The organism is Bacillus sp. 1A, from assembly GCF_052682215.1.
The window spans coordinates 3,727,014-3,743,945 of record NZ_JBQYLZ010000001.1 but is presented as its reverse complement, the minus strand read 5'-3'; the positions used below and the strand labels follow the sequence as shown (position 1 = coordinate 3,743,945).

Below are 16,932 nucleotides of genomic sequence, written 5' to 3'. Positions count from 1 at the left end.
ATTTTATTTTTAAGACATGAAAAAATATATAAAATGTCTATAATTCATCAGGAGCTATATTAAATTCAAAATAAGATAAGATACGTCCACTATAATCAATATCATGAGTATATGTAAAACCTAACTTTCGTAAAAGATTTTTCGAATTGTCATTTGCTATTTTCACCCTAGCAATTATTCTTTTTACACCCATCGTCTCTTTTGCATATTGAATAGAAGCCCCTGCTGCTTCTGATGCATATCCATTTCCCCAATAGTCTGGATCAAGTAGATACATAATCTCTATTTCATCAGTTTCATCCACTTTTCTTAAACCACAATGTCCTAAAAGCTTTCCTGTTTCACTATTAAATAACAACCATACACCAAAATTATACTGTTCCCAATGTAATATAAGATTCCTGATATAATCATTTGCTTCTTCTTTTGACATTCCTCTTGATTTAGCAAGCCATTTGCCAACAGCTTCTTTCTTTAATATGTTATAAAATTGATCAACATATTCTATACTTGGTTTCCTCATGAACAATCTTTTTGTACATATTACTTCCTTTTCTTCAAACATAAACATCATTCCCATCCAAACATTTTATACAGACCAGTAAATTATACCACGGACTATTTCTCTAACTTTAAATAAGAAAAACAGACTATCACACATGATATGCTCCCCTTAAGGTAGACAGATTAAAAAATAAAAATCTGTTTGATCTTAAGGGGAGTTTTTTTGATGTCCAAAAAACGGTATCTTCCTGAATTTAAGCTAGAGCTATTGCTTGCTTATAGAAAAGGAAATTATACAATTACAGAACTTTGTAAGAAGTATCAAGTTACGCAATATTCATTCAAGGAATGGATGAAGTGTTTTGAACAATATGGGATTGAAGGTCTACAAAAAAGCTCATCATGGAAACGATATTCAAAGGAAGTCAAAGAAACAGCGGTTATGGAGTATTTATCAGGGAAATATTCTCAATATGAAATTATTAGAAGACATGAAATCTCAAGTAGATCCGTTCTCCAGCGATGGGTAAAGCATTATAATAGTCATAGAGAGTTGAAAGATACGTTGAAAGGAAAGATACGATCTATGACGAAAACGAGAATAACCTCTTGGGAGGAACGAATTCAAATTGTCCTATACTGTTTGGAGAACAATAAAAACTTTCAAATGACCGCTGACATGTATGATGTTTCTTACCAACAGGTCTATCAGTGGGTCAAGAAATATAACAATGGTGGAGATGAAGCATTAAAAGATAGACGTGGAAGAAAGAAGGAAGAACAAGAGCTTTCACCAGAAGAAAAAGTGAAATTAGAAATGAAGAAACTTGAAAGAGAAAATGAGCGGTTACGAGCCGAGAATGCATTTTTAAAAAAGTTAGAAGAACTCGAGAGGAGGCGTTAAATCAAGTACGTTTTGAAAATAAATATGTCGCAATTCAAGAACTTCATAAAGAAAAAAATATGCCAATCTCACTACTCTGTAAAATCGCTGGCATTACACGTGCAGCATATTATAAATGGGTAAACCGTACACCTTCAGTTAGAGAAACACAAAATAAAAAAATCATAGAAGAAATACAAATCCTTCACGAGAAATTAAAAGGTATCTATGGCTATCGTCGAATGGTGTTAAATATGAATCGCCTATTCGGTGAAACCTTCAATCACAAACGTATTTATCGTTTGATGAAGATAGCTGGATTACAATCTGTCATTCGTAGAAAAAGAAAGCGTTATAAAAATGTCACACCACAACATGTCACACAAAACGTATTAAATCGTGAATTTACAGCAAATAGACCGAATGAAAAATGGGTAACGGACGTGACAGAATTCAAGTATGGCTCATCTAAGAAGGCTTATTTAAGTGCGATTCTTGATTTGTATGACGGTTCCATTGTCAGCTACGTTCTAGGACATTCTAACAATAATCAACTTGTATTTAAAACCTTTGATCAAGCGCCAATTCGTTCATCTAAAGATGAACTTCTTCTACATAGCGATCGTGGTTTTCAATATACTTCCCATGGATTCAAGCGCCGTGTAGATAAAACAGGCATAGTCCATAGTATGTCACGTGTTGGTAGATGCATTGATAATGGGCCAATGGAGTCTTTTTGGGGAACGATTAAGTGCGAGAAATATTACTTACACAAATACGATACGTTTGAGGAACTAAATCAAGCGGTAGACGAGTACATTCAATTTTATAATTATGACCGATTCCAAAAACGACTAAACGGCCTCAGCCCCATGGAATATAGGGCTGAAGCCGCTTAGGGTGTTTTTATTATTTTCACTGTCTACTTGACGGGGGGCTGTTCAACATGTGAAGTCTGTTTCTCCATACTTTTATTTTTGTACATCTGCCCATTTTAAACTTGTAGCTGGACCAAATTGATGTACATATAAATCTTTCACATATGGCTTTTGTAAGTAGGATAATCCGCGCTGGAATACCGGTGCAATTACTGCGTCATCCAGTAGCATTTTCTCAGCATCTTGCATTGCTTTCCAACGAGCTTTTTCATCATTACCTAATTCTGTTTTAATCTTCTTAATTAACGCATCATATTCTGGGTTTGCATATTCTGTATTGTTCACACTGCTTCCAGAAAGGAATACTTCTAAGTAAGTCATTGGATCTGGATAATCCGGTAACCAGCGTGATAATGACATTTCATATTCTTTCTTCTTCTCTAACGCTAGTTTTTGCGTGTGTGGTTGTAATTTTACATTTACCTTTAAGCCTGGTAAGTTTTTCTCTAGCTCTTCTTTAATGTATTCTCCTACTTTTTTGAAGTTTTCTAAGTCATAGTTTAATAATTCAAGCGTCACTTCATTTGTACCGGTCTCTTGCTTCGCCTTTTCCCAATATTCTTTCGCCTGTTTTACATCAGTTTTATTAAACTCACCTGCTGTACTTCGAAAATCTTTTTTATCTGGACCTTTTAAAAATCCTTTTGGTACGTAATAGTTAGCAGCAACCGAACCATCATTTAAAAATGAAGTCGCAAGTCCTTTCTTATCAAACACTGTACTTAGCGCAAGACGTGTATTTTTATTTTTAAGAATCGGTACATTTTCATTGAATCGGAAGAAGTACATAACCGGATCTGTATATTGTTTTAGCTCTTTATTATTTGTATATTTATCTACGAATTCTGTAGAAATGACAGCTCTATCAACTTTATCTGTTTCATATAAATTTACTGCAGTTGAAATTTCTTTAACAATTTGATAGTTTACTTCATCTAGCTTTACTTCTTTTTTATCCCAATACTTATCGTTTTTCTTCATTGTAAAACTCGCTTCATGCTTCCAATCCGATAATGTAAATGGTCCGTTATAAACCACTTTATTTGCTTCTAATCCGTATTTATCACCTTGTTCTTTCGCATATTTTTCGTTAATTGGATAGAAGGACGGTAAAATAAGTAATTTCGTAAAATACGGCACTGGATGTTCTAGTTCTACAACGAATGTTGTATCATTCGTCGCTTTTACTCCTAATTCCTCTAACCCTAATTGTTTCTTATTTATTTTCTCCGCATTTTTCACATCGTACGCAATGTATGCATATTGAGAAGCAGTATCCGGATTAATAAGCTGCTTCCAAGCGTATACGTAATCTTGTGCTGTTACAGGATCTCCATTAGACCATTTCGCATCACGCAAGTGGAATGTATATGTTTTCCCGTCCTTACTCACTTCATATTTTTGTGCTCCAGCCTCAATCACTTCATCATTTTTTGATAAGCGGAATAATCCTTCCATTACATTATTCAAAACGTTAAACGATACCGCATCTGTTACTTTCCCTGAATTTAAAGACGGAATTTCACCCGTTTCTAGTAACTGTAATACTTTCTTCTCATCTTTCGGCTTTGTCGTTGTTTTTTCTTTTGCGCAGCCAACTAAGAATGAAGAAACTAATAGAGTACCAACTAATGAGTAACGAACAACTTTTTTCATTTGAAACCCCCCTCTATTTTTTAAGGTAAGTAACGACGAGCACCAGCGTATTCTTCTATATATCCTGGTGTGTTTAGCGGTATAATCTCTACCGATCTTTCAGCCCTCGGTGAGTGAAGCATATTCCCATCACCAATATACATAGCTACATGATGAACACTTCCTTTTCCTTGATCATGTGCAAAGAAGATTAAATCTCCTTTTTGTAAATGTTCTTTATCAACCGCAACTCCATTCCTCGATTGCGGACCAGAATCCCGCGAAATTGTAATACCGTGTGATTTATAAATCGTATGTGTAAATCCAGAGCAATCAAATCCGAAACCACTTGTACCAGCCCAAATATACGGTAATCCTAAAAACATTTTTCCAGTGTTTATTAAATCATCAGCTGTCGGAGTTGGAATATCATTTTGAGAACGATAAACTGTACCATCATGTTTACGTAGCCAAGCTTTCTGTCCGTTTGGTAACAACACGCGGTACGAAATTGTATCTTCACTAAGTAGCGGCAGTCGCGTATTATAGCTCACTTCAAGCGATTTATGTTTTTCAGAAGGATTTATATATATAATAGCTGTCGGTTTCGTTACTAATACGAAAGGTTCATTTGTTTTATCGGCAAATTCTTGATTATATGTTAATTGTTTTTCAGGCATCCATCCCGGGTAACCTTCTTCGTTTCGTGGTGTTGGCTGACCATGGACTAACACTTTCACCCAGTCCCCTTTTTTATCAACAACCGTTACTTCTTGACCTAATAGCGCTTGCGTTTCTAATTTATTTGCATTTGTTAACCAAAGTTTCTCGTCAAGCGTCATCGATTTCGTCCACTTCCACAAATCAACTGGATTTGTAGCGCTCGGTACATCAATTGGCCGTAATGAATCAGGTGTAGTCCAAAGTGTTGCGGCAGATACATCGATAAACGCTTTACTCTCTTTCTTCTCTTCAGCATGTGCTGATGTAAACGATGAAAATATAAATAAAGTTGTTAAAAATGCAGTTCCTACTTTTTTCATATATATCCCCCTTAAAAGATAGTTTACTAATCTCTTCTCCTAAGATTTACTATTCACTGTCGATTGAAGGTTTACCTTTGATCCAGAATACGTCATTCCTTCCGGTTCTTCCATTAACCAAAGTGGTGCATCCAGATCGAAGTAATGAATATTAGGATGTGCAGCAGCTAAATGCGCTACAGCGCTAACAGAAAGTGAAGATTCCATCATACTTCCGACCATACATTTTACACCAACTGTTTCGGCAATATCGGCAATACGCCACGCTTCACGTATGCCACCACATTTCATTAATTTAATATTGAGCAAGTCTGCATATCCTCCTTGAACAATTTTCAATGCATCACTCGCTGAAAATATACTTTCATCTGCCATAATGGGCGTTTGTACATGATCTTTGACATACTTTAATCCATCCCAATCTTTCGCATGAACAGGTTGTTCAATAAATTCGATGTTTAAATTTCGATTTTCCATCTCTTTAATGATCGTAACCGCTTCTTTTGGATTCCACCCTTGATTTGCATCTAATCGTAACGTCGTATTTTTTGGTACACTATTTCGAATTGCTTCAATACGTTCTAAATCTAAATGAGCAGATTTTCCCACTTTAATTTTTAAAGTTTGAAATCCTTTTTCTACATGTTGCTTTGCCTCTTTCGCCATAATAAAAGGCTCATCTACACTCACCGTAATATCTGTATGAATTTCTTTCTTCCCGCCTAATAATGCGTAAAGTGGAACGTTTTGGTGTTGACAATACACATCATATAAAGCAATATCTACCGCCGCTTTCGCACTTGGATTTCCAATACAACTCATTTGAATGTGCTGCAGTAACTGCTGAAATTGAATGATATCTTGACCAATTAAACAGGAACGCATCGGTCCTAAAATTGCTTCTTCAATCCCGTTAGCGAAATCCCCCGTAATAACTGGTGTTGCGGCTGCAGCACCCTTGCCAATAACTCCTTCATCTGTATGAATATATACATCTATACTTTCTATTTCAGTTACTGTACGAAGCGCCGTTTTAAACGGTGTATGCAGATTTACACGTCTACGATTTACTTTTACATCGGTAATTTTCATATTGTTCATCCTTTCGTTGTCTGACAAAGTGGAACCTTAATCCCGGAAAAATAATTAATTTTTTGGGAACAATAAATCTCCTCTTTCGCTTACTTTTCATGTAAGAAGTTAATGTGAAATAAAAAAATCCAGCCATAAGAATCTTCTTATGGCTGGATTTTGTCTAGGAATGGGTAGACAAAGCAGCGATTTGATTATATTTTTTCTGTGCATCTTTTAATGCTACAAGTAGTGCTTTTTGAGACGAACCGAAGTATCTATTTTTTATTTCTGTTACCAATAGTGGATCATTAATATTTTTATGTAGAAACAAATATTTAACGAATTGTGATGTTAATGCAATTGTCGCTGAGCAATCTGCATCTACAATTTCCCCTGTCTCCTTAACAAGTACAAACGCTACAAAATAGCTTTTAAACTTTTCGGTAATGGGATTATTTTGAGGCGCTTTCGCATCTCCTACGACATAAATTGTATTTGAAGCGTACACAGCTATCGTCCTTTCTAATACGGGATAACGGTTTTCTTAATAGTCGTATGAGTGATAAACTCAACGTTGATTAAGAAATGTATCCGCTTACCTTGTATTATAATACAATTGACAGAATTTTAACAACATTTATTTCAGTGTATATTCCATAATTATAAAAACAGCTCAAACTCTTCATTTTTACAATATGTGATTGTTACTTGTACCATGCCATTCATACATGAAAAAACAGCTAGCAATCGCTAACTGTTCTATTACACTACTTCGGCAACACAAATATAGTTTCATTTGACTTAGAAAATTGATATTCTTTTCTCGCAAACTTCAAAATTTCTTCCTCATCGTCTGTTAAATTTTCTATGTTAGTCTTTAAAGAATCCTGATCTTTCTTTAAAGAGACCAATTGTTTTTTTTGATTCGTTATAGTATCTTTTTTTCTACGATTATTTCTTGTTGTTTTGTTAAAATAAATTGAAGGTACAAAGTAGCCGCCGCAATAAATATAAACATGAATATAAATCGTCTTAGTTTTTTCTTATTAATTGCTCGCTTCTCATTAGGCTGTGATAGTTGCTCTTCTATATTAGGAACATTTATTCGCTTGAGTTTCCTCATTATGAAATCCCCCTAACACATATATTTTCACTACCCTCGGCATAATCCCTTACTAACTATAATTCTATTCTTATAAAATAAGCTCCTTCACAAAAATATCTTACAAATCAACCAATTAAAGATAGCATTCGACGACATTTCCATATTTACTTTGAATTTTTTTATGTATGCTGCCATAAAATAGTAGTTTCTGTTATTCTTTTTCTATTATTGTAGAAGAGTTTTTTTACACACAAAATACCTTCCCTACATATCGATGTTATAACATGCTTACAAGGAGGAAAAATATGCATTACCGTACATTAGGTAAAACTGGAATAACTGTCTCTGAAATAGGTTTTGGGGCATGGGCAATCGGTGGTGATGAATGGGGACCTGTTAACGATAAACAATCTATAACCGCTATAAAAAAAGCAATTGAGTGTGGTGTGAATTTTATTGATACTGCAGATGTGTATGGTTTAGGACATAGTGAAAAGTTAGTGTCTACCGCAATTAAAGGACATCGTAATGATATTATCCTATCAACGAAAGGCGGTTTAATCGGACATCACTACGATCCGAATGGAGAACCTGTATATGATACTCCCAAAAAAATCATCGCCGTATTTGAAACAAGTTTACAACGTCTTCAAACAGATTACATTGATCTTTATTTTTGTCATATTTGGTGGCATAACCGTAGAGAAACAGAAGCATTTTTACGTGCATTTGAAGTATTAAAACGTGATGGAAAAGTAAGAGCAGTCGGTGTTTCGACACATGATTTACAATACATTCGTCATTTCAATAAAAACAATGAAATTGACATCGTACAACTTGATTACAATATATTGAATCGAAAACCAGAAAATGATATTTTGCCATTCTTACAAGAAAAAAATCTAGGAGCTGTTATTCGTGGGCCGTTAAAAATGGGTATTTTAACTGGAAAATTCACAAATAAAACAACTTTTCCAAATGGAGATTTACGCAAAGATTGGCCAAATGAAAATTGGTTTCAAGAAGACTTACAAAAGGTAGAGAAACTTCGGTTGCTCTCAAATAAAAATCAGACCTTAGGGCAACTTGCACTTCGCTATATACTCACTCATCCAGCAGTGAGTGTTGTAATCCCAGGTGCAAAAACAGAAAAACAAGCACAAGAAAATGCAAATGCGTCTGTTCGCCCTATTTTGAGTGATGAGGAGATTAGCTATATTCAATCAATATAAAAAAGCCCGGCCTGGGCTTTTTAATTTTGTAAATCAATATCATATTCCATACTTTTAGCTGTTTCCTCAACAATCTCCACACCTAACAAATTTTTTACAATATGAAATGACATGTTAATACCAGCTGAAATACCTGCAGATGTAATAATGTGTCCTTCATCTACAAATTTCACATTCTCCATTACTTCTACATTCGGATAATCTTTTTTGAAAGTTTGAATACTAGCCCAATGCGTTGTTGCTTTTAAGCCTTCTAGTAAACCGGCTTTCGCAAGTAATAGCGCTCCCGTACAAACTGATGTCATTAGCTTTACTTCTTTCATTTGCTGACAAACCCAATTTATTATAATATCATTTTTCACTTCATTTTCCCGAACGCCTTTTCCACCGGGAATGATTAAAATATCAACTGGTGGGAAATCTTCAATACTATAATCCGGTTTTACCTTTAATCCGTTTCTTGCTGTAATCATTTCTCCATTTTGGCTAACTGTATACACAGTAAATGGTTTTTCTTCATCCGCTTCGGTTACAGAAAAAACTTCAAATGGCCCAGCAAAGTCTAACACTTCTACCTCGTTAAATAAAAATATGCCCACACTCCATTTATTTATCATACGTTCACTTCCTGTTTTAAATGATGTAAAAGGTGATCATGTCCTTTTTCTAATGCAATATAATATGCTGTTCTCCCATCTTTCAAAATATTTAAGTTTCCCCTTCTTCTATATGTTCTATTGATTATGATATTTTCCTGTTAAAACTACAGTTTACATAATAATATTATCTCTCCCATGATTATCTGTTATTTTAAATATTAAATTTTTTCGTTAAAATAACACTAATCATGTTTAATATGGAGGAGAGATTATGTTACAAGTAATGCCTTTAAATAGTGAAGACTATGATTTAATTAAAGCTGCTGAAAAAGTAATCGAAAAAAACTATAAATACGGTCGTCATCATATCGGTTCAGTTGTAAGAACGAAAGCAGGTAATATTTATGCAGCAGTGCATGTTGAAGCGAATGTTGGAAGAATAACAGTATGCGGTGAAGCTATGGCGATCGGAAAATCTATTTCAGAAGGTGATCATGAATTTGATACCATTGTCGCAGTTGCTCACCCACACCCTCATGAAGATATAGAAAAATGTTGGGTTGTTGCTCCATGTGGTATGTGTTGAGAATTAATAAGTGATTACGGAATAAATACGAACGTTATACTTTCATATAATGGTGAACTGGTAAAATGTAACGTAATGGAATTATTACCTGAAAAGTATACAAGCGAAGTAGAATAATCATTCATACTTTCAACATATCAAATAATATTATTCCAATAAAAAAACAATCCATTTTTAAAATGGATTGTTTTTTTATTTCTTTTTTATGCAGTTTTTTTATTTTTCTATTTTCAATAATTATAAAATCATCATTAACAAAAATGAAATCCAAATATTTAAGTACGCATCGTGGTTCATTTTTCATTTGAAAACAAAAATAAAATTTCTCCTTACATTTGAAAAACATTAATATGAACTCTCTAAAATCAGCAACCTTATCATACCAATCTATAACAATTCTGTCTTCTTCCCTTACCTGTTTCCTTTAATACATATGATTTTAAAACTAGCGCTGTTAATGAATCCGTTAATGTTTTATATGATAAATTAGATAGTGCCAATAGATCGTTCGTATATAACATTCTATGCTTCTCTAATAATAATAGTACTAATCGTTCAGATGGTTTTAATGCCTCATCACTTTCTAGTATAAAGTCTATATTTTTCATTTCTCTAATTGTTACTCCTTATATAAAAAAAATACTTACACAACTAATTTAATATAAAAATAATACACAACAAGATTTGAAGTATATTAAAATAACATCGTTTCGAAACACTATTATACTATAACATAGAAAAAGCATTTCCCGAAATAGGAAATGCTTTTTTATATTGCTTATATGTTTCTTCCAAACTTACATTATATTTCGAATTCTTATCCGTACAATTCCCTCCTAATTTTTGTTGGTCATACCGATGTATTTGTATTAAATTAACCTATTCTAAATTGATTTAAAGAAATAAAAACGGTTAGTCTATTATGCTCTAAACATGAATGACTAACCGTTTTCCAGCTTCTTCTCAATTATCATGTTCTACCTTAAATATTTCTTGCAATATGCGGCTTACTGTAATGACTAGTTCCACCGCCACCTACTACTACTTTACCGCCTTTTTCAAAAATCAGTAATTTACTTGAACCATCTGCAAGTAGTACTATTACTTCAGCATTATTACTTGTCGCTACATAAATTACATAACCACTTTTTGATATACATGTTTCCCAATTTGCATCAAATTCTGATCTTACTACACGATTTGAATACACTTGATTTTCAATTCTTCCTTGTTCTTCTTTTTCCAAATTTATCCGCCTACTTCTCTAAAATATTATTTATAGAAAAATAACAGTTCTATTGAAAATAGTGACTGTCTTTAATATAAATAGTATATGTAGTTAGTAGAAGAATGCTTGGACAATGAAAACGTAATAACATGTAAGTACTATACAATTGAAACAAGGCAGTCAATACTATATCGACTGCCTTGTTTTCATAGATCGTTCTTTATTTTTCGTTTCGCATAGCTTCAAAAGTAAACATTTGATTTGCATTTGACGGTTCTTTTTCATAAACATAGTCAGCCGAGCAAGTAATCTTAGAGAAACCTATACTTTCTAACAGAAGTTTAAACTCGTCTATTCCATACCAGCGCATCGCAAAGCGTTGCAGTTCTGATTGTACTAACTGTCCCTTACTCCATTTTTCATATTTTAAATATGATAGAGTAACTTGGTTCAACCAATCTATTTCAATTGATTTATTTTCTAATGTAATTCCGTCTCCGCTTGGCAAAGAAAAGGTCGATGTATGAATCTCTCCAGTCTTCCAGTCATGCGGAAGCATAATATCTACGATTAAACGCCCGCCTGGATTAAGATGTTCATAAAAACATTTCAATGCGTTTATAGAATCCGCACGATTTTCAATTAAACAGAAGGATCCAGTAGGAATGATAATTGTCTCATATTTATGTGGCAGTGAAAATTGTTGTAAGCTTCCTTCATATAAATTAGGATGTAAGCCTCTCTCTTTACATCGTATACGGCACAATTCTAGCATTTCAGGTGAATAGTCAATCCCATCCACTTTAAAACCAGCTTCAAGAAGTGGGATGATAACACGCCCTGAGCCTACTGCTGCTTCGAGAATTCTTCCTCTACAATTTTTCAAACGTTCTTCGTAATACTCAATATCACCATTTAAAGAATAACCGACTGGCTTTGTGTAATCATAAAGTTCCGTGCAAAGTGTACTATAAAAACTAAACATTTATTTTCTCCTCCGTTTTTTAAGTACGGAAGATTTCAATTGAGTTAATCTTCCTGTACCTTTACTTTTAATGAAAATTCGAAAGAGCTGACTGTCATAATATATCACTCGCTTTCCATAAAATATAATTATATTGTATAATATTCCACTTGAAATTAACATATGAAAATTCAGACTTTTACAGAAAGGATGATATGATGAATTCATTAATTGGATTTCTTTTACTTCTTATTTCTTTTAATGCCCTAATTTTCTTTATAGCAAAGAAGTATAGGCGAATATGGAAAATAGCCAGTGGGATTTTCATTCTTTCTTCCCCTATTGTTTTCTTCGCCACTTTGCACGTCATTGGTGAAAAAGTAGGAGATGGATTCGCTGGAGGTTTTGCTGGGCTTATCTTTAGTGGTCTATTGATCATAAATGCAATTTTTTTATTTGTTGTAAGCATGTTTGTGTCTACCAATAAAAAATCATAATAAACTCCCCTTTCAAAATGTAAAGAGCTTACTATGCAGTAAGCTCTTTATTCATAACTATTTATTTCACAATTGGCAATGTCACTTCACTTAATTTCAGTGTAAGCTTCGTTCCCGCTTTCGGTCTAATTGTATAATCATAGTCACTAGCGATTAAAACAACCCCAATTTGATGCCCCTCTTTAAATACATAATCGTCAGGCTGCATGTCCCATGTAAATGTATAATCTTTACCTGGTTGAAGTGCTGTTGAATCTTTTATACTATTTAAGTTTTGCGGGTCCATCCAACCTCTCGTAACAATTTCAGGCTTTGCTCCGCCGTAATCAACAAGTAAAGCAGTTAAATTTGATACAGATCGATCAATATTTCCTGTAATTGAAATCTTTGGTGTACCGCTTATACGCATATCTTTTTGAAGTACAGGCATTGTATACACTAATCGATTGGCTACTTCTAATTCTGGGTTTGCTACTAATTGATTTGATTTCATTTTTGCATCATCTACGAATGAGAAAACTTTATTTGCAGAACCCATACTTAATGGGGAATTAACTGCTTTGTTACTTAAATACATACGAACTTTTGACGGCACAGCTGATGGATCTGGCCAGTTTTTTATTTTATCCCAAGTTTTATTTTCACGTTGAACATCCACCATCGGTTCATTCATAATCCCATTTTCAATTCCATACAACCAGTAATCGAACCATTTATTTTGTGTTCTTTGCCAATCATTTGTTGATGTTCCACCGTGTCCACCTTGATGTAACCACATTTTACGAGGGACATCATTTTCTCCAAGTGCTTCCCACCACTGCGCAAACTGCTTCGTCTTTACATTCCAATCATTTAAACCATGAACAACAAATACACTCGCTTTTACGTTTTTAGCATCTTTTACATAATTACGTTTATCCCAAAAATCATTATAATTACCATTTTTCCGGTCCTGTCCAGCTGTTAACTCTTTTATTACTTGTCCGCAAACTTCAGGATTTTCTCTTGTTAGAACTGCTTCTGCCATGTTATCTGTATCTTCTCCTTGGTATCCACCAGGCGCAATGACTGCACCGTTCGCACGATAATAATCATACCAACTACTAATCGCTGCGATTGGAATAATTGTTTTTAACCCTTCAACACCAGTCGTCGCAACAGCATTCGGTAACGTACCATTATAAGATACTCCTGTCATCCCTACATTTCCTGTTGACCAATCAGCCTTAACTTCCTCACCATTTTCTGTATATGCTTTCGCACGCCCATTTACCCAATCAATGACAGATTTCGTCCCTAATATTTCTTGCTCATCCCCAGTAGTCGGGCATCCATCTGATTTACCAGTTCCAATACTTTCACCTAAAATGACTGCATAGCCTCTTGGCACATAATAATTTCCGTATGAACCAAGATTAACAGCCCCATACGGTTTCCCTTCATACGCATACAATTCTTCATCTACATTATATACAGGAACATCTTTTAAGCCAGATCGATATGGACTCATTTCATAAATAACAGGAACTTTCACATTCGAATCAGTTTTTGGACGCATAACTTTTACTGATACACGATCCTTTTTTCCATCTCGATCACTATCAACTTCTGTTTCCACAAATAAATTTTCAATAATTGCTTCATCAAGCGAATAAATCGGTTTTGTCATTCCATTTTCTAATTCTATCTTCGTGTTTGAACGTAACGCTTCTGAAACATTTCCATTTAACTTCACGTCATTCTCATTTATGTAGTTTTTTTCTTTATTGTCTGCATACGCAATCATACTAGAAACTCCTGACGTAATTGATAAAGATAATATTGCTGATAGTGTTGCTATTTTCTTTTTCCCCATACCCTTCCCTCCCCATATATTTCTCCTTTTACTATACACTAAAATTACAGAAAATTCAGTTTATATTTTATGCAACAACTTGAAAAATTTGTAGAACACTCTTCAAACGAGCTTTTGAGGTTATATATTCTGATTTACTGCTCTCATATAATCTATAAAAAACATCGCCTAATAATAGACGATGCTTCTAAAAGTATTGAATTAATCATTCTCCATATTAATATAAAATCGTATCTCTCCATCTATAGTAGAGACTCCATAGTCAAAACCATGTCTCTCTAAAATACTTTTCACTATCGCTAAGCCTAACCCTGTACCTGAATGGTCTTTACTACGAGAAGATTCTAAGACGTAAAAAGGTTCCCAAATTTTATCGATATCTTTCATCTGTTCCGCATTCATACCATTTTGAATTTGAAAATATATATTTTCATTTCGATTTTCTAAAGTAATTTTTATATTTTGATTTGCTGTATATTTTATTGAATTAGATATTAAATTTTGAAACACCATTTTCATTTTATTTACATCAGCATAAACAACTGCATCGCCAACATTATAGTTCACTTGCAAATCGATTTCCTTCGACTCCAGTTCAATTTTATGCTTATCTAATATACTTTGGACTAGTGATTTAATATCGAATTCTTCTTTTTCTAAAACATCTCTTTCTAGTTTAGAAAATCGTAATAACTCTTCAATTAGGTTTGAAATGTGATCAGTTTGTTTAATGATTGTATCTATGTATGTACCATCATCTAAACCATCTTTTATTCCCATAGAATATGCTTTCACTAATGCGATTGGAGTTTTTAATTCATGCGTCACATCACCCATAAATCGTTTTAAATGTTCATTTCGATCTGTTAAATCTTCATGCGCTTCATTTAGTTTTTCACTCATGATATTAATACTATTAGCTAAGTCCCCTATTTCATCATTTGTTTTCACTTTCGCTCGTTCAAATTTCAAATTTGAAATATCTTCTGCAACATTACTTAATTCTTTCAATGGTCTGGTGATTGTTGTTGAAAGTATCCATACAAGTACGATAATGAGAAAAATCGTAATGCCAAAAATGTAAAAATAAAATGAATTTAACGTTTTTATTACTTCATTAGAATGTGCGATCGAAACTCCTACTAAAATTAACATATCGTCTTTCGCAATGTATTTCACAAAAAAACTAGATTTAATCTTTTCTTGATCATATATTTTATTCGCTTGCCCGAAGTTCTTTACTTTCATTACTTCTTCTTTTGTAATCCAAAGTTTATTAAGGGCAACCCTTTTCCTTGTAAGTTGCATACGTAACTCATCATTAATTCGATCTTCCGAATTGTTAATTGATGTATACGCAATCGTAACATTTCCTTTATTTTCAATGCTAGTAATTGCTTCATCCAGTTGTTTGCTCGGTATGGACTGTATTTGCGCTGTAATACCTTCTAAACTTTCTCGCGTTTTGTAAATATTATATTTCGGTAAAAGATAGTTAATTAATAATAAAGAGATTGTAAAAATAAGAATAACAGTTAAAGAAATGCTGAGAAATAGCTTTTTTCCAAGTTTATTCACTCTGCTCCTCCAAACTATATCCTAAACCACGATGCGTCTTTATAATATTTTCTCCTACTTTTTTACGTAATCTTCTTACATGTGTATCAACAGTTCGCTCTTCTCCGAAATAGTCAAATCCCCATACGATATCTAACAATTTTTTACGAGTTAAAATCATGCCTTTATGATTTAAAAAACACTTTATTAATTCTAGCTCTGTTTTTGTAATATCTAACTCTTTGTCATTTTTATAAACTTTATTTTTAGTGAAATCTATTTTCAAATCTTGAACTTGAATGACATCATCATGCTGTATAAGCTTTTTCGCTCTAGTTATTAATACGCCTGGATGAAATGGTTTTTTTACGTACTCATCTGCACCACTTTGAAGCGCCGCTAATTCGTCTTCGTTTTCACTTTTCGCTGTAAGCATTAATACTTTAACGCTTGAATTCTTTTTTATTTCCTGACAGACAGTAATACCACTATGTTTCGGCATCATCCAATCTAAAACAGCTAAATCAACTTTTTCATCATAAAATATTTGAAGTGCTTCTTCTCCATCTTTTGCTAATAAAACTTCGAAGCCTTCTTTCTCGAAATAAGCCTTTAAAATCCTTAACATATCTTGTTCATCATCTGCTATTAATACTCTCATACATTATCCTCCATTGCTATTAAACAAAAACCAATTGTATTATACAACTTCTTTGTTACATCAATGTGACAGAAAAATATTTGAACGTTTTAAGGGTATAGTAAAAACGAGGTGTTGTATTATGATTAAAAAAATCGGGGTTATTACTCTTCTTTGTTTCTTATTATCAACAAATGTGTTCGCAAATACAAATCAACAAATTGAAGTGTTTGATTGTCAAAAAGAAATGGTCGTTCAAAAACAATCTTTAGATCCAGCTATTCAAAAAGAAGCTGTTCAATACGCTAAATCCATTACTGGCCCGTTCAAAAACTTAAACGTCGTTCCAAAAGATGGTCACATGATAAAAATCCCATTATCTAAACCAATTTCTATTACAAATCAATGGTTACATACAACAATTGATGAAGTACTTATTCTCCTCCCGCTTAATCAAAAACCTTATATTATGCTTTACGATGATGAAAACAATCCGCATTTTTATTATGTGAAAGGTGATCCGAAGGGATTATTGAAACAAATGAATGTTAAATTATAATGTAAGAAAGATCCCACAAATATCATTTGCGGG

At 33.4% G+C, this 16,932-nt stretch carries 16 protein-coding genes and 3 pseudogenes; 5 read left to right on the top strand and 14 right to left on the bottom strand.

What is annotated here, in order from left to right:
• Positions 1 to 37: 37 nt before the first annotated feature.
• Complete coding sequence (locus ACUN0F_RS19065) at positions 38 to 565, bottom strand: GNAT family N-acetyltransferase (protein WP_048547882.1); 528 nt, start codon at positions 563 to 565, stop codon at positions 38 to 40.
• 165 nt (positions 566 to 730) lie between these two features.
• On the opposite strand from ACUN0F_RS19065, the gene ACUN0F_RS19060 reads away from it, so the two are divergent.
• A protein-coding gene (locus ACUN0F_RS19060; protein WP_445539942.1) for an IS3 family transposase occupies positions 731 to 2,286 on the top strand; the annotation gives its coding sequence in 2 pieces (ribosomal slippage) (positions 731 to 1,373 and positions 1,373 to 2,286; 1,557 coding nt in all).
• 72 nt (positions 2,287 to 2,358) lie between these two features.
• On the opposite strand, the gene ACUN0F_RS19055 is transcribed toward ACUN0F_RS19060, so the two are convergent.
• The 5 genes and pseudogenes from ACUN0F_RS19055 to ACUN0F_RS19035 all read right to left on the bottom strand — a co-directional run bounded on the left by ACUN0F_RS19055 (position 2,359) and on the right by ACUN0F_RS19035 (position 7,200).
• Positions 2,359 to 3,981 (bottom strand): peptide ABC transporter substrate-binding protein, encoded by a 1,623-nt coding sequence (locus tag ACUN0F_RS19055; RefSeq protein ID WP_445539941.1) that lies wholly within the window; start codon positions 3,979 to 3,981, stop codon positions 2,359 to 2,361.
• Between the two features lie 20 nt (positions 3,982 to 4,001).
• Positions 4,002 to 5,003 carry a C40 family peptidase gene (locus tag ACUN0F_RS19050; RefSeq protein WP_264461747.1) on the bottom strand — a complete coding sequence of 334 codons (1,002 nt, stop codon included), beginning with the start codon at positions 5,001 to 5,003 and terminating at the stop codon, positions 4,002 to 4,004.
• A 39-nt stretch (positions 5,004 to 5,042) separates the two neighbouring features.
• Positions 5,043 to 6,104, bottom strand: coding sequence for a dipeptide epimerase (locus tag ACUN0F_RS19045; protein ID WP_002007842.1), 1,062 nt, complete (start codon positions 6,102 to 6,104; stop codon positions 5,043 to 5,045).
• A gap of 154 nt (positions 6,105 to 6,258) precedes the next feature.
• Entirely contained in the window at positions 6,259 to 6,585 is a 327-nt protein-coding gene (locus ACUN0F_RS19040; RefSeq protein ID WP_046954146.1) for a DUF3870 domain-containing protein, read from the bottom strand.
• A 259-nt stretch (positions 6,586 to 6,844) separates the two neighbouring features.
• Positions 6,845 to 7,200: pseudogene (locus ACUN0F_RS19035) on the bottom strand (FtsB family cell division protein).
• A 287-nt stretch (positions 7,201 to 7,487) separates the two neighbouring features.
• On the opposite strand from ACUN0F_RS19035, the gene ACUN0F_RS19030 reads away from it, so the two are divergent.
• Positions 7,488 to 8,414, top strand: a complete 927-nt coding sequence (locus tag ACUN0F_RS19030) for an aldo/keto reductase (RefSeq protein WP_445539940.1) — start codon at positions 7,488 to 7,490, stop codon at positions 8,412 to 8,414.
• Between the two features lie 20 nt (positions 8,415 to 8,434).
• On the opposite strand, the gene ACUN0F_RS19025 is transcribed toward ACUN0F_RS19030, so the two are convergent.
• Entirely contained in the window at positions 8,435 to 9,031 is a 597-nt protein-coding gene (locus tag ACUN0F_RS19025; RefSeq protein WP_046954148.1) for a DJ-1/PfpI family protein, read from the bottom strand.
• A pseudogene (locus ACUN0F_RS19020) lies at positions 9,028 to 9,111 on the bottom strand (ankyrin repeat domain-containing protein); the annotation flags it as partial. The gene ACUN0F_RS19025 and the pseudogene ACUN0F_RS19020, both read right to left, overlap by 4 nt.
• A 173-nt stretch (positions 9,112 to 9,284) precedes the next feature.
• Between ACUN0F_RS19020 and ACUN0F_RS19015 the strand changes: the two are divergent.
• Positions 9,285 to 9,716: pseudogene (locus tag ACUN0F_RS19015) on the top strand (cytidine deaminase).
• 260 nt (positions 9,717 to 9,976) lie between these two features.
• Here the strand turns inward: ACUN0F_RS19015 and ACUN0F_RS19010 are convergent.
• The 3 genes from ACUN0F_RS19010 to ACUN0F_RS19000 all read right to left on the bottom strand — a co-directional run bounded on the left by ACUN0F_RS19010 (position 9,977) and on the right by ACUN0F_RS19000 (position 11,812).
• A complete protein-coding gene (locus ACUN0F_RS19010; RefSeq protein WP_000789031.1) occupies positions 9,977 to 10,207 on the bottom strand; it encodes a hypothetical protein in 231 nt (76 codons plus the stop codon).
• Positions 10,208 to 10,581: 374 nt separating this feature from the next.
• On the bottom strand, positions 10,582 to 10,845 hold the full coding sequence (locus ACUN0F_RS19005; protein WP_000409927.1) for a hypothetical protein: 264 nt from the start codon (positions 10,843 to 10,845) through the stop codon (positions 10,582 to 10,584).
• Positions 10,846 to 11,047: 202 nt separating this feature from the next.
• The gene (locus tag ACUN0F_RS19000; protein ID WP_445539939.1) at positions 11,048 to 11,812 is read right to left on the bottom strand and encodes a class I SAM-dependent methyltransferase; all 765 of its coding nucleotides are present in this window, start codon (positions 11,810 to 11,812) and stop codon (positions 11,048 to 11,050) included.
• Positions 11,813 to 12,009: 197 nt separating this feature from the next.
• On the opposite strand from ACUN0F_RS19000, the gene ACUN0F_RS18995 reads away from it, so the two are divergent.
• Positions 12,010 to 12,288, top strand: a complete 279-nt coding sequence (locus ACUN0F_RS18995; protein ID WP_098208886.1) for a hypothetical protein — start codon at positions 12,010 to 12,012, stop codon at positions 12,286 to 12,288.
• Between the two features lie 61 nt (positions 12,289 to 12,349).
• Here the strand turns inward: ACUN0F_RS18995 and ACUN0F_RS18990 are convergent, their stop codons facing one another.
• From ACUN0F_RS18990 to ACUN0F_RS18980, 3 genes are all read right to left on the bottom strand, one after another.
• The gene (locus ACUN0F_RS18990) at positions 12,350 to 14,143 is read right to left on the bottom strand and encodes a Xaa-Pro dipeptidyl-peptidase (protein ID WP_445539938.1); all 1,794 of its coding nucleotides are present in this window, start codon (positions 14,141 to 14,143) and stop codon (positions 12,350 to 12,352) included.
• A 201-nt stretch (positions 14,144 to 14,344) separates the two neighbouring features.
• Positions 14,345 to 15,721: a sensor histidine kinase gene (locus ACUN0F_RS18985; protein WP_445539937.1), complete on the bottom strand. Its 1,377-nt coding sequence runs from the start codon at positions 15,719 to 15,721 to the stop codon at positions 14,345 to 14,347.
• Positions 15,714 to 16,361 (bottom strand): response regulator transcription factor, encoded by a 648-nt coding sequence (locus ACUN0F_RS18980; protein WP_445539936.1) that lies wholly within the window; start codon positions 16,359 to 16,361, stop codon positions 15,714 to 15,716. Before ACUN0F_RS18980 ends, ACUN0F_RS18985 begins: the two co-directional genes overlap by 8 nt.
• A 121-nt stretch (positions 16,362 to 16,482) precedes the next feature.
• Between ACUN0F_RS18980 and ACUN0F_RS18975 the strand changes: the two genes are divergently transcribed.
• Positions 16,483 to 16,899 carry a hypothetical protein gene (locus ACUN0F_RS18975; RefSeq protein WP_046954155.1) on the top strand — a complete coding sequence of 139 codons (417 nt, stop codon included), beginning with the start codon at positions 16,483 to 16,485 and terminating at the stop codon, positions 16,897 to 16,899.
• Positions 16,900 to 16,932 lie beyond the last annotated feature (33 nt).

What these genes read in the sequence shown, in the direction of transcription:
- ACUN0F_RS19045 (WP_002007842.1), bottom strand. Translation starts at nt 6,104, where the DNA reads ATGAACAATATGAAAATTACCGATGTAAAAGTAAATCGTAGACGTGTA.
- ACUN0F_RS19010 (WP_000789031.1), bottom strand. Translation starts at nt 10,207, where the DNA reads ATGAAAAATATAGACTTTATACTAGAAAGTGATGAGGCATTAAAACCA.
- ACUN0F_RS19025 (WP_046954148.1), bottom strand. Translation starts at nt 9,031, where the DNA reads ATGATAAATAAATGGAGTGTGGGCATATTTTTATTTAACGAGGTAGAA.
- ACUN0F_RS18995 (WP_098208886.1), top strand. Translation starts at nt 12,010, where the DNA reads ATGAATTCATTAATTGGATTTCTTTTACTTCTTATTTCTTTTAATGCC.
- ACUN0F_RS19030 (WP_445539940.1), top strand. Translation starts at nt 7,488, where the DNA reads ATGCATTACCGTACATTAGGTAAAACTGGAATAACTGTCTCTGAAATA.
- ACUN0F_RS18975 (WP_046954155.1), top strand. Translation starts at nt 16,483, where the DNA reads ATGATTAAAAAAATCGGGGTTATTACTCTTCTTTGTTTCTTATTATCA.
- ACUN0F_RS18990 (WP_445539938.1), bottom strand. Translation starts at nt 14,143, where the DNA reads ATGGGGAAAAAGAAAATAGCAACACTATCAGCAATATTATCTTTATCA.
- ACUN0F_RS19055 (WP_445539941.1), bottom strand. Translation starts at nt 3,981, where the DNA reads ATGAAAAAAGTTGTTCGTTACTCATTAGTTGGTACTCTATTAGTTTCT.
- ACUN0F_RS18980 (WP_445539936.1), bottom strand. Translation starts at nt 16,361, where the DNA reads ATGAGAGTATTAATAGCAGATGATGAACAAGATATGTTAAGGATTTTA.
- ACUN0F_RS19050 (WP_264461747.1), bottom strand. Translation starts at nt 5,003, where the DNA reads ATGAAAAAAGTAGGAACTGCATTTTTAACAACTTTATTTATATTTTCA.
- ACUN0F_RS19065 (WP_048547882.1), bottom strand. Translation starts at nt 565, where the DNA reads ATGTTTGAAGAAAAGGAAGTAATATGTACAAAAAGATTGTTCATGAGG.
- ACUN0F_RS19000 (WP_445539939.1), bottom strand. Translation starts at nt 11,812, where the DNA reads ATGTTTAGTTTTTATAGTACACTTTGCACGGAACTTTATGATTACACA.